The 12,246-nt window shown below is 72.7% G+C and carries 11 protein-coding genes and 1 riboswitch; of the genes, 6 read left to right on the forward strand and 5 right to left on the reverse strand.

What is annotated here, in order from left to right; translation table 11 throughout:
- The first annotated feature begins 71 nt into the window (after positions 1 to 71).
- Positions 72 to 1,307, forward strand: a complete 1,236-nt coding sequence (locus tag OG992_RS23435; RefSeq protein WP_266304319.1) for an aromatic acid exporter family protein — start codon at positions 72 to 74, stop codon at positions 1,305 to 1,307.
- A 24-nt stretch (positions 1,308 to 1,331) separates the two neighbouring features.
- On the opposite strand, the gene OG992_RS23440 is transcribed toward OG992_RS23435, so the two are convergent.
- The gene (locus OG992_RS23440) at positions 1,332 to 2,576 is read right to left on the reverse strand and encodes an aminotransferase class V-fold PLP-dependent enzyme (protein WP_266305262.1); all 1,245 of its coding nucleotides are present in this window, start codon (positions 2,574 to 2,576) and stop codon (positions 1,332 to 1,334) included.
- A 70-nt stretch (positions 2,577 to 2,646) separates the two neighbouring features.
- Positions 2,647 to 2,767: riboswitch (SAM riboswitch) on the reverse strand.
- Positions 2,768 to 2,790: 23 nt separating this feature from the next.
- Here OG992_RS23440 and OG992_RS23445 point away from each other — a divergent pair.
- Complete coding sequence (locus OG992_RS23445) at positions 2,791 to 4,281, forward strand: PrsW family intramembrane metalloprotease (RefSeq protein ID WP_238683093.1); 1,491 nt, start codon at positions 2,791 to 2,793, stop codon at positions 4,279 to 4,281.
- A gap of 91 nt (positions 4,282 to 4,372) precedes the next feature.
- Here the strand turns inward: OG992_RS23445 and OG992_RS23450 are convergent, their stop codons facing one another.
- Together OG992_RS23450 and OG992_RS23455 are read right to left on the reverse strand one after the other, a co-directional pair.
- Positions 4,373 to 4,540 (reverse strand): hypothetical protein, encoded by a 168-nt coding sequence (locus OG992_RS23450; protein ID WP_167457715.1) that lies wholly within the window; start codon positions 4,538 to 4,540, stop codon positions 4,373 to 4,375.
- Positions 4,541 to 4,633: 93 nt separating this feature from the next.
- A complete protein-coding gene (locus OG992_RS23455; RefSeq protein ID WP_091402887.1) occupies positions 4,634 to 4,972 on the reverse strand; it encodes a co-chaperone GroES in 339 nt (112 codons plus the stop codon).
- 105 nt (positions 4,973 to 5,077) lie between these two features.
- On the opposite strand from OG992_RS23455, the gene OG992_RS23460 reads away from it, so the two are divergent.
- Positions 5,078 to 6,442 (forward strand): AI-2E family transporter, encoded by a 1,365-nt coding sequence (locus OG992_RS23460; protein ID WP_238683094.1) that lies wholly within the window; start codon positions 5,078 to 5,080, stop codon positions 6,440 to 6,442.
- A 114-nt stretch (positions 6,443 to 6,556) separates the two neighbouring features.
- Here the strand turns inward: OG992_RS23460 and OG992_RS23465 are convergent, their stop codons facing one another.
- The gene (locus OG992_RS23465; protein WP_238683095.1) at positions 6,557 to 8,761 is read right to left on the reverse strand and encodes an ATP-dependent DNA helicase; all 2,205 of its coding nucleotides are present in this window, start codon (positions 8,759 to 8,761) and stop codon (positions 6,557 to 6,559) included.
- A 103-nt stretch (positions 8,762 to 8,864) separates the two neighbouring features.
- On the opposite strand from OG992_RS23465, the gene OG992_RS23470 reads away from it, so the two are divergent.
- Entirely contained in the window at positions 8,865 to 9,371 is a 507-nt protein-coding gene (locus OG992_RS23470) for a DUF402 domain-containing protein (protein WP_266304320.1), read from the forward strand.
- 24 nt (positions 9,372 to 9,395) lie between these two features.
- Here OG992_RS23470 and sigJ read toward each other — a convergent pair whose 3' ends face one another.
- On the reverse strand, positions 9,396 to 10,361 hold the full coding sequence (sigJ, locus tag OG992_RS23475) for an RNA polymerase sigma factor SigJ (RefSeq protein WP_266304321.1): 966 nt from the start codon (positions 10,359 to 10,361) through the stop codon (positions 9,396 to 9,398).
- Between the two features lie 188 nt (positions 10,362 to 10,549).
- Here sigJ and OG992_RS23480 point away from each other — a divergent pair, with 188 nt between their 5' ends.
- Entirely contained in the window at positions 10,550 to 11,491 is a 942-nt protein-coding gene (locus OG992_RS23480; protein ID WP_266304322.1) for a PPK2 family polyphosphate kinase, read from the forward strand.
- Positions 11,492 to 11,618: 127 nt separating this feature from the next.
- Entirely contained in the window at positions 11,619 to 12,245 is a 627-nt protein-coding gene (locus OG992_RS23485) for a DUF47 domain-containing protein (RefSeq protein ID WP_030327784.1), read from the forward strand.
- Position 12,246: the final 1 nt, after the last annotated feature.

Genomic DNA, 12,246 nt, shown 5'->3' on the forward strand with positions numbered 1-12,246 from the left:
GAAGGGAGGGTTCAGCGGGCCCACCACGGGTAGTCGCGCCCATGGCCGTGGCCCGGGACAAGCGACAGCCGATGGTGCGACGTACCGCGCTGCGCGACGGTTTGGTGGACATCGACGGCGCGCGAATCGCCGAGGCCACCGAACAACTGCGCCACCGCGGTCGGGCCACCCTGCACGACCGGTTGCACCGGGTACGGATGGCCGGCGGACTCGCCGTACAGGCCGGGCTGGCCGCCGGGCTGGCGTACCTGATCTCGCACAAGGTGCTCGGCAACCCGCAACCGGTCTTCGCGCCGATCTCCGCGGTCGGCACCCTGGCCGCGTCGGTCGGTCAGCGGTTCCGCCGGACGGTGGAGCTGATCGTCGGTGTGGGGGTCGGGGTGGCCGTCGGCGACCTCCTGATCTACCTGCTCGGCACCGGGGCGTGGCAGCTCGGCCTGGTGGTCACAGTGGCGATCCTGCTCACCATCTTCGCCGGAGCGAGCGTGGCCATCGTCATCCAGGCGGCGGCCACGGCCGTGCTGATCGTGACGCTGAGCCCGTCGACCCAGAACCTGGAGATCCCCCGCTTCGTCGACGCGTTCCTCGGCGGTGGGATCGCGCTGCTGGTCACGGCGGTGCTGCTGCCACTGAACCCACTCCGCGTGATCAACCGGGCGGCCCGCCCCGCCCTGGACCTGCTCGCCGCCCAACTCGACGCCACCGCCGACGGGCTGCGCAACCGGAATCGCGCCACCATCCAGGGCGCACTGGAGAGGCTGCGCAACAACAAGGAGGAGCTGGCCACGTTGGGCGAGGCGATCGAGGGGGCGAAGGAGACCGCCACCCTCTCTCCGGCCCGCTGGCACCGCCGCGACGAACTGACCCACTACGCCGAGGCGGCCGACCCGATCGACAGGGCGATGCGCAACAGCGGCACGCTGATCCGCCGGTCCGTCACGCTGGTCGAGGACGAGGAACCGGTGCCCGATCCGATGCCGGACGCGATCGGCCACCTCGCCGAGGCGGTCCGGCTGCTCAAGCACGAGTTCGCCGCCGGTGAGGAGCCGGAGAAGGCCCGGGAGCGGTCGCTGCGGGCGGTCAGCGAGGCCGGCCGGGCGTACGGCGCCGGGGTGGGCTTCTCCGGCAGCGTCGTGATCGCCCAGATCCGCACCACCGCGAGCGACCTGCTGGTCGCCTCCGGGATCGAGCAGGAGGAGGCGAACCGGTGGATCCGCACCGCCTTCGGAGAGCAGGAGCGCCCGGTCGGTGAACCCGCCGAGCCCGGCGAGGCGCCGAAGCCACCCACCGCCCCGCCGGTCGGCTGAGCGCTGGCAACCGCCGGTCGGGCGTCAGCCCAGCTCGGCCAGCGCCGCGAGCAGGCGGTCCACCTCGGCGGCCGTGCTGCCCAGCCCGATGCTGGCCCGCAGCGCGGTGGGCGGCAGGTCCCGCCGGCCGGTACGCCCCGCCGCCTCGCCGAGCAGACGCCGGGCCAGCGGGTGGGCACAGAACAACCCGTCCCGTACGCCGATGTGGTGCTCGGCGGCGAGCCGGGTGGCCACCTCGGTGGAGTCCCAGCCGGCGACCACGAACGAGACGATGCCGACCCGGGGCGCGTCCGGGCCGAAGGTGCGCAGCTCGACGACGTGCGGCAGGGCGGCGAGGCCGGTCCGTAGCCGGGTCAGCAGGCCCTGCTCCTGGGCGGCCAGCGCGCCCTGGTCCGCCTCGTCGAGCGCCTTGCACACCGCCGCCAGCGCGACCGCTCCGAGCAGGTTCGGGGTGCCGCCCTCGTGTCGGGCCGGGCCGGTCGACCAGGTCACGTCGTGGGTGGCCGGCCCGACGTGGCTGGTGGCGCCACCGCCGGCCAGGTAGGGCGGCGCGGCGTCCAGCCAGTCGGCCCGACCGATCAGCACGCCCGCGCCGAACGGCGCGTACAGCTTGTGGCCGGACACGGCAAGGTAGTCGACGTCGAGCGCGAGCAGGTCGACCGGGGCGTGCGGGGCGAGCTGCGCGGCGTCGAGGACGATCCGGGCGCCGTGCCGGTGGGCCACCCGCGCCAGTTCGGCGACCGGCCACCGCTCACCTGTCACGTTGCTCGCACCGGTCACCGCGACCAGCACCGGCAACGCCGGGCTGCTGCCCCGGCGCAGCTCGGTGAGGGCGGCGGCGAGATCGCGTACCGCCCCGTCGGGGTCGCTGGGCACCGGCAGCCGCACCGACCCGCGCGGCCAGGGCAGCAGGTTGGCATGGTGTTCGGAGGCATTCGTGACCACGGTGGTGCCGGCCGGCACGGCCCGCGCCAGCAGGTTGAGCGCGTCAGTGGTGTTGCGGGTGAAGATCACATGATCGTCGGCGCGAGCGCCGAAGAAGTCGCCGATCGTCTGCCTCGCCTGCTCGTACGCGAGGGTGCAGCGCCGCGACAGCGCTCCCGCTCCGCGATGCACGCTGGCGTACCAGGGAAGCAGCTCGGCCACCGCGTCGGCGGCGGCCCGCGCGCACGGCGCACTGGCCGCGTAGTCCAGGTTGATCTGGCCGGGCACGCCGAGGACGTCGAGCGGCGCGGACGGCGCCGACGGCACCGTGGGCAGGCTGGGCAGCGAGGGGACGAGAGTGACGGACACGCCGGAACCTCCGGGGTCAGGGACCCCGGGTGCGACATCGGGACGGGGTCCGCGCTTGCCCAGCACACCGATCGGGCTGGGCCCGGTCATCACCCGGGGCACCCCACCGCGAACTCGACGAGGGTTGCCGGCCAGCAAGCCGGGGCTGAACGCTGGCACTCGTGACCTGCCGGCAGCATAGCGGCTACCGATGCGACCGAACCAGCCGGCGGCGGATGGCTACGCTGACCGCATGGCCGACACCCCGCCCGGTTCACCGCTGCCGCCGTCGCCCGCCGCCGCGCCTGCGCCCGCCGTCCCGCCCATGGGTGAGACGCCCCGGATGCCGCTGCGCCGACTGGGCTGGCGGCGGTTCCTGGTGCTGGCCGGGGTGGTGCTGTTGATCGCGGCGTGCGCGGTCTTCATGGTCTTCACGCTCGGCCAGTCGCTCGGTGTGCAGGCCCTGTTGATCGGGGTGGTCGCCGCCATCCTGCCGGTGCCGGTGCTGGTGGGCTGCTTCCTCTGGCTGGACCGGTACGAACCGGAGCCGCTCAAGTATCTGATCTTCTGCTTCGCCTGGGGGGCGTTCGTCTCCACCGCCGCCTCGCTCACTGTGAACGACTTCGCGGCCAACCGCTTCGCCGACTGGGGCCTGCCGTCCGCGCTCACCGGAGTGCTGGTGGCGCCGTTCATCGAAGAGCTGACCAAGGCGCTGGGCCCGATCCTGTTGCTGGTGTTCCGCCGCCGCGAGTGGTCGGGGATCACCGACGGCCTGGTCTACTGCGGGCTCGCCGCGGTCGGCTTCGCGATGGTGGAGAACATCCTCTACCTGGGCGGTCTGGGGTACGCGTCCGGCGCCGACCGGTACGGCCCGGCCACCGGCATCCAGCAGGTCATCGCGATCTTCATCCTGCGGATCCTGCTGTTCGGGTTCGCCCATCCCCTTTTCACAGCGATGACCGGTGTGGGGTTGGGTATCGCCTCCCGGACGGCCGACCGGCGCATCCGGGTGCTCGCCCCGATCGCCGGCCTGCTGCTGGCGATGATGTTGCACGGCACGTGGAACCTGCTGCCCACGCTGACCCAGGCCACCGGCGAGACCATGATCATGCTGTACGGCTTCCTGGGCCTCATGGTGCCGGTCTTCTTCGGCACCGTGGGGCTGGCGCTGTGGCTGCGCGCCTGGGAGGGGCGGCTCACCGAGCGGGTCCTACCCGACTACGTACGCGCCGGCTGGCTCAGCCCGCCCGAGGTGGCCGCCCTGAGCGGTCTCGGCCGGCGGCACGCCGCCCGCAGTTGGGCGCGGCGGGTGGCCGGCGACGCCGGGGTGCGGGCGATGCGGGGTTACCAGTCCGCGGCGACCCGGCTGGCCCTGCTGCGCGACGGGGCGCTGCGCGGCCTGGACCGCAAACCCGCCGACCAGGAGCGGACCGCCCGGGAGGAGCGGGAGCTGCTGGACGCGATCACCGAATACCGGTCGTTCTTCGTGGGTCGGGACCCGCAGGCCCCGGCGGGGGTCTGGGACGGCAGCCGCTACCACCTGCGCTTCCCGGACGGCACCCAGCGCGCGGTGGACGCGCCGGACGAGCCGGTGGTGCCGATCCCCGTGGTGCTGGCTCCGGCCCCGGCTCCGGTGGGGTACGCCCCGCCCGGTTGGCCCGGCCTGCGCCCGGCGTCGCCCTGGCCGCCGACGCACCCCTGACAGCTGCGGCCCCCGGCCTGGCGGCTGACCGCTGACGGCAGGCCAGCAGCGCGGCTCAGGCCAGCAGCGCGGCTCAGGCCAGCAGTGCGGCTCAGGCCAGCAGCGAGGTGAGGAAGTCACCGAGGCCCTGGAACATCGCGATCAGCGCGGCCCCGATCGCCCGGAACATCTGCGCGGCACCGTCCGGCCGAAAGGCCATGAAGTAGATCAGGAACGCGACACTGCCCCAGGTCAACAGCTTCTTCACGAATACCGGCATCGTCCCTCCCCAGGGCCACGGTCGCCGGATGGCTTCCCGTCGTGCGGCCGGGCAAACGGTGCGCGACAGGGCCTGAGGGCCGGGGGAGGTGCGTCAGAGGTAGAGGCCGGTCGAGTCGTTCTCGATCCGCTCGGCGGCCACGGCGTGCACGTCCCGCTCCCGCAGCAGCACGTAACCGCGGCCGTGCAGCTCGACCTCGGAGCGCTCGTCCGGGTCGAAGAGCACCCGGTCGCCGGAGACGATGGCGCGGACGTTCGGCCCCACCCCGACCGCTGTGGCCCAGGCGAGGCGCTTGCCGACCGCCGCGGTCGCCGGAATGACGATGCCAGCGGTGGAGCGGCGTTCGCCCTCGCTGCCCTCCATCCGCACCAGCACACGGTCGTGCAGCAGGCGGATCGGCAGGCCGGCGTCGAGATCGTTGTCGGCGGTCACGTCGCAGACGCTACCGTGTGGCCGACGGTGGCCGGCCGGTGGTTACGCCGGAGGTGGTCGGGGCATTGTGTGGCGGAACCGCCCTACGGTGTCGGGAACGGACGTATGCTGTCCGACCTGTCGCCGTCGGCGGGCCGGGTTTTCTGCCAGGAGGTGCGCTTGAGCCGCTTCGAGCGGGTACGCGGGCGGCTTCGCCGCGCCTACCAGTCACGACAGGAGTCGGCGCGCGCCGATGAGGGCGTCTCCAGTGACGCGTTGAGCGACGCGTCGGAGGCGGCCCGGGTGGCGTCGCCGACGGTGCCGGGGCCGACCGCGCCGTCGAGCGCCACCGTCTACGGCGCGGAGCCCCCGGTGGACCTGCACAGCTCCACCTCCAGCCGGGACGACGCCGACGTTCCGCACGGGCTGCGGATCGCCGCCGCGTGGTGTTGGCGACTGATCGTGATCGGCGTGGTGGCCTGGGCGCTGCTGCGGATCGTCGGCACGGTCAAGATCGTGATCATTCCGCTGGCCATCGCGCTGCTGCTCTCCGCGCTGCTCGCCCCGGCGGTGGGCTGGCTGCTGCGGGCCCGGTTCCCCCGGTCGCTGGCGACGGCGGTGGTGCTGGTCGGCGGCCTGGCCGCAGTGATCGGCACGCTGACGCTGGTGGTCAACGAGTTCATTCGTGGCGTACCGGAGCTGAGCGAGAAGTCCTCGGAGGGCGTCCGGCAGATCCAGAACTGGCTGAAGACAGGCCCGCTGCACCTCTCCGACGGGCAACTCGACCGCTACATCGACGAGGCGCAGGGCTGGATCAACAACAACACCTCAAGGTTCACCAGCGGCGCGTTGAGCACCGCCGCGACGCTGGCCGAGGTGTTGACCGGCACGCTGCTGGTGCTCTTCGCGACGTTCTTCTTCCTGCGCGACGGCAACCGGATCTGGCGATTCCTGGTCCGGTTGCTGCCGGTGGCCGCCCGCTGGAAGGTCGACGACGCCGGCCGCGCCTCCTGGCAGACACTCGTCGCCTACGTTCGCGCGACAGTGCTGGTCGCCTTCATCGACGCGGTCGGCATCGGCATCTTCCTGGTCATCTTCGACATCCCGTTCGCCTTCCCGCTGGCCGCGCTGGTCTTCCTTGGCGCGTTCATCCCGATCGTCGGTGCGGCGCTCTCCGGTGGCGTGGCGGTGCTGGTGGCACTCGTCGACAGCGGCCCGGTCACCGCGTTGATCATTCTCGGTGTGGTGATCGGCGTCCAGCAGGTCGAGGGGCACGTGCTCCAACCGCTGATCATGGGCCGGGCGGTGGCACTGCACCCGCTCGCGGTGATCATCGGTATCGCCGCCGGTGTCGTGCTCGCCGGAATCACCGGCGCGCTGGTCTCCGTGCCGCTCATCGCGGTGCTGAACACGGCGGTCCGCCGGCTTGCCGCCCGCAGGGTGCCGGACACCCCGCCCGACGCCGTGGTCGTCGCCTCCCAGGCTCCCTAGACCCGCGCGTCCCGCCAGATCACGCAGGATCATGGAAAGAGTGGCCTCCCGCCAGCGGGAGACCACTCTTTCCTCGTCGTAGCGCGATCGTGGCCTGCCCAAGCGGCGCGCGGGTCAGGACTTGGCCAGGCGTTCCAAGGCGCCGCGGGCCACCTCGGGACGGGTCGTGTACCAGAAAGGCGGCAGCGAGCGGCGCAGGAACGGCCCGTAGCCTCGGGCCGTCTCCAGCCGAGAGTCGAGCACCGCCACCACACCCCGGTCACCGGTCGCCCGGATCAGCCGTCCCACACCCTGGGCCAGCCGCACCGCGGCGATCGGCACGCTGACCGCCGCGAAGCCGGAGCCGCCGCCCGCGTCCACCGCAGCCGCGCGGGCCGCCGCCAACGGCTCGTCCGGACGGGGGAAGGGCAGCCGGTCGATGACGACGAGCTGGCAGGCGTCGCCCGGCACATCCACCCCCTGCCAGAGCGACATCACCCCGAACAGACAGCTGGCGCGCTCCTCGCGGAAGCGACGCACCAACAGCGGCAGCGACTCCTCCCCCTGGAGCAACACCGGCAGGTCGGTCCGCGCGCGCAACAGCTCCGCCGCCTGCTGCGCGGCCCGCCGGGAGGAGAACAGCCCGAGAGTACGACCACCGAGCGCCTCGACCAGCCCGAGCAACTCCTCCCCGGCAGCCTCGGGCAGCCCGGAGACACTGGGGCGGGGGAGGTGCGCGGCGACGTACAGGATGCCCTGCCGGGCGTAGTCGAACGGCGAACCGACGTCGAGTGACCGCCACCCGGGGCCCTCGGTGGCCGGGACGACGGCGTTCGGTGTGACGTCGCCGGCGAGGCGACGGCCCGGCGCCTCGGCAGCCGGCCGGCCGGGACCGGTGCGGGCGGCCAGTGCGGCCGCGGCGGGGGTCGGCGGGGCGGGCGGCGGCGCGTCCAGCCCGAGGGCGCGGGCGACAGTGTCGAACCGGCCGCCCAGCGCCAGGGTCGCCGACGTGGCCACTACTGTGCGTTCGTCGTACAGGTGGGTGGCGAGGGTGCCGGCCACCGACAGCGGGGCGACCACCAGTGCCCGGCGGTTGCCGCTGTCGTTCTTCTCCACCCAGGCCACGTCGTGGTCGCCCTCCTCCAGTAGCCGCTGCGCGGTGGTGGAGAGTTCGTCCAGGGCGGCCTTGGCCTGCTGCTTGCGGACCGGGTCAGGGTCGTCGGACTTGATGTCGCCGATCGCGTCCAGGGCTGAGCGGGTCGCCGCGTCGAGTAGCGTGCACGCCTCCCGCAGTGGCGTCGGCAGCCCCGCGGTGATCCGCCCGGCCGGCGCCTCGGCCAGCCCGACCGCCAGGGCGTCGCCGGCGGCGGTGAGCGCTTCGGCGGTCTCCGGGCGCAGCAGCGTACGGGCCCGCCGGGTGGTCCGGTCGATCAGCTCCGGCACCAGCTCCGCCTGGGCGGCGGAGGAAACGCGGTCGGCCAGCTCGTGCGCCTCGTCGACGATGAGCAGCTTGTGCGGCGGCACGATGTGCCGGTCGGCGAGCATGTCGACAGCGAGCAGGCTGTGGTTGGTCACCACGATGTCGGCCTCCCGGGCGCGGGCCCGCGACGCCTCGGCGAAGCACTCCTGCCCGAACGGGCAACGGGCCGCGCCGACGCACTCGCGGGCCGGCATCGACACCAGCCGCCAGGCCTGGTCTTCGACGCCCGGGTCCAGTTCGTCCCGGTCGCCGGTGGCGGTCTTCTCGGCCCAGTCGCGCAGCCGCTCGACCTGCTTGCCAAGCCGGCCCGCCTCACCGAGCCACTTCGTTCCGCCGCCGGGGCGCGACGCGGGGGCGTCGAAGAGGGTGTCCTCCGGCTCCTCCTCGGTGGAGTTGTCCAGTCGGGCGAGGCAGAGGTAGTGGTGGCGGCCCTTGAGCACGGCGAAGGTGGGCCGACGGCCGAGCACCGGCTCGACCGCGTCGGCGAGCCGGGGCAGGTCGTGGTCGACCAGCTGGGACTGCAACGCCAGGGTGGCAGTGGAGACCACCACCGGGCCGTCCACGGTGAGCGCCGGCGCGAGGTAGGCCAGCGACTTGCCGGTGCCGGTGCCCGCCTGCACGAGCAGATGCTCGCCGCCGGCCACGCACTCCTCGATCGCCGTGGTCATCTGCAGCTGGCCGGGGCGCTCCGCGCCGCCGGGCACCGCGCCGACCGCCGCCGCCAGCAGCTCGGTGCCACTGGGCCGGGCACCCCGCCGCCGGCCCTTGGCACGGGCCGACGGGGTGGCGGAACCGGTGGCGGTGCGGGGCGGAGTCACCGTGCGACGGTACCCGGCGCCGCCGACACCGACAGCGCCCATCCGCCGCGTGGCGCGATGCCGACCGGAGCGGGCGTTGCGGCCGACCCCGTCCGGTTACGGCCGCGCTACGACGCGTTGGGCTGTATCGGTTAGGGTGCGAATCATGCCGAGCGACATGGTCCGTGTGATCTACCGCAAGTACGACGGCAGCGCCCACCGCGACTACCCGGCCCGCCGGCTCACCGAGGACGATCTCGGCGTCTGGCTCGGCGTGCCAGAGGGCACCGAGTCGGTCTACCACGGTCGGCCCTCGGTGGAGAAGATCCCGTTCGTGCTGTTGGTGCCACACCGCGCCTGGTGGACGGCCATGTTCAACCCCCCGCCCCGCACCAGCGAGGTCTACTGCGACATCACGACCCCGGCCCGCTGGGAGTCCGACGACACGGTCCACCTGATCGACCTGGACCTGGACGTCGTCCGGCGTCGGGCCACCGGCCTGGTGGAGCTGCTCGACGAGGACGAGTTCGCCGAGCACCGGGCCCGGTTCGGCTACCCGGACGACGTGGTGGCCGAGGCCGAGGCCGCGGCGCAGCGGCTGTTGGGGGCCCTGGGCGACGGCACCGAGCCGTTCGCCACCGCGTACCGCAAGTGGTTGGCTCTGGTGGTCTGAGGCCGCACGCCCGGTCGGGCCGGCTCACCAGCGTGGAGGCCAACCGTCGTCGGCGTTCAGCGGCGGCAGGTCGGTCAGCTTCTCGGGGTTGAGCTGGTTGTAGATGGCGGTGATCCGGCCCTGGTCGACAGCGAACGCGGTGACCAGGCGGATCGGTCGCCCGTCGCTGTGCGTCGTCTCCAGATGTAGGCCGAGAATGCCGTCGACGAGCACGGGCCGAGCCAGCACCCGGTCGGTGTAGCGGCCGGTTCGGCCGAACAGGCCGAGCGTGAGGCGAGCCACGGAGTCCGCGCCGAGCACCGGCCAGCGGGCGGCCGGGAAGTGCCCGCCCGAGTCGCCGACGAAGACCACGTCCGGCGCGAGCACCTGGAGCAGTTGGTCCAACTCGCCGGACTCGGTGGCGGCGACGAACGCCTTGAGCGCCCGGCGTTGCTCGGCCGGGTCGGCGGTGTGCCGGGGTACGTCCGGCGCGGTGACCGCCCGCCGGGCCCGGGAGGCGAGCTGCCGGGCCGCCACCTCGGTGGTGCCGAGCACCCCAGCGACCCGGGCGAACGGCAGCGCGAACACGTCGTGCAGCACGAGGGCGACCCGTTGCTCCGGCGCGAGCCGCTCCAGCACCACCAGCAGCGCCGTGCCGACCTCGTCGGTGCGCACCGCCCGCTCCGCCGGGTCGGGCGCGTAGCCGTCGGCCGGCGACCGGCCGCCCGACGGGCTCACCACCGGCTCCGGCAGCCACTGCCCCGGGTACGCCTCCCGGCGGACCCGGGCCGAGCGGAGCACGTCCAGGCAGATTCGAGCGCAGGCGGTGGTCAGCCACGCGGACAGGTCCCGGATCTCGGCGCGGGCCGCCGGATCGGCCAGCGCCCCGGCGTAGCGCAGCCAGGTCTCCTGCACCGCGTCCTCCGCCTCACTGCGGCTGCCCAGCATCCGGTGGGCCACCGCGAGCAGCCGGCCCCGCTCGGCCTCGAACTCCGTCGCCAACTCCCGCACGACCTCCACCCCTTCCGGTCGGCGTTCCGGCCTACATCCTCTCGCCGAGTGGGCCCGCCGGCAGCCCCGAAACGGCTCGGTGGACCGGTGCCTGCCATCGGCGCAGGTCGGTCGGTGCCGATCAGCGGGCCAGGTTCGGAGGTGGGCCTCGGCGGGCGAAACGGCTGAGGGTGGGCGATGATCCGTGCATGAGCGCACCCCAGCAAGGGCAGATCGTGGCACCGGACGGCGGTTCCGTGCGGGACCTGCTGCGGGTCACCGCGCCGGTGGATCTCGGCGCGATCGATCCGCGGTCCATGCCCGGCCTGCCGGAGCCCGCGGGCCGTGGCGAGCACCGTAAGACCTGGGCGCGGGAGCAGGTGGAGCTGGTCGGCGAGGAGTTGGGCCGGCGACAGGAGATGCTCTTCGCGATGGCCAAGACCGGGTCGGAGCGGCCGGCGCACCGGGTGCTGCTGGTGCTCCAGGCCATGGACTGCGGCGGCAAGGACGGCACGATCAAGCGGGTGGCCGGCGCGATGAACCCGCTGGGCCTGCACATCCGCTCGTTCGGGCCGCCGACCCGCCAGGAGCTGCGGCACGACTTCCTCTGGCGGATTCGCCGGGAGCTGCCACCGCCGGGGTACGTGGGGATGTTCAACCGCTCGCACTACGAGGACGTGTTGATCGCCCGGGTCGGCTCGCTGGTGCCGGAGACGACCTGGCGAGCCCGCTATGACGAGATCAACTCGTTCGAGCGGGAGCTGATCGAGGGTGGCGTCACCCTGATCAAGGTGATGCTGCACATCTCGTACGCCGAGCAGGGCAAGCGCCTGATGGACCGGCTCAACGACCCGCGTAAGCACTGGAAGTACAACCCCTCCGACATCGACTCGCGAGGGCACTGGGACGACTATCAGGCCGCGTACGCCGAGGCCCTGAGCCGGTGCGGCACGGACGCCGCGCCCTGGTTCGTGGTGCCGGCGGACCGCAAGTGGTACCGGGACTGGGCGGTGGCCCACCTGCTGCGTGAGACGTTCGACACGCTCGGTCTCGGGTATCCGGCTGCCGATTTCGACGTTGCAGGGGAGCGGAAGCGCCTGCTGGCTGGGGGAGTGGGTGCGGGTGGGGCGGCCGAGATGAACGGCAGGTGAACGAGCGGTGAATGGTGCCTGGCCAGGGGTGGGCCGGCGAATTCGCGGTTCTGGCGTTTCCTAGCATTCACCGAGCGGGCGCTCTCGGGTGCCGCCACCCTTCCACCGACGCGACGAGGTCTGTGCTGTGAAGTTTTCCTTCCGCCCCACCGAGGGCGCCTTCTACGAGCTCTTCACCAGGGCCGCGCAGAACCTGGTCCGGGGCACCGCGCTGCTCAACGAGCTGGCCCTGCCCGGCGTGGACGTGCAGTCCGTCAGCGAGCGGCTCACCGAGGTCGAGCACGACAGCGACCAGATCACCCACGAGCTGTACAAGAAGATCAACTCGACCTTCATCACCCCGTTCGACAGGGAGGACATCTACCGGCTCGGCTCGCTGCTGGACGACGTGATGGACCACCTCGAAGCGGTCGGCGACCTGCTCTACCTGTACGGGCTGACCGAGCTTCCGGCGCTGCCCCGCGAGCTGCACGAGATGGTCAACGTGCTCGACCAGCAGGCCAAACTGACCGCCGACGCGATGCCCCGGCTCAAGTCGATGAAGGATCTCGAGGACTACTGGATCGAGTGCAACCGGTTGGAGAACGAGGGCGACCGGATCAACCGGCAGCTGCTCGTCCGCCTCTTCTCCGGTGAGTACGACGCGTTGACGGTGCTGAAGATGAAGGAGGTCGCCGACGAGCTGGAGGCCGCCTGCGACGCCTTCGAGCACGTGGCCAACACCGTCGAGACCATCGCGGTCAAGGAGTCCTGAA

The organism is Micromonospora sp. NBC_00362 (genome assembly GCF_026342155.1).
GTDB lineage: Bacteria > Actinomycetota > Actinomycetes > Mycobacteriales > Micromonosporaceae > Micromonospora > Micromonospora hortensis.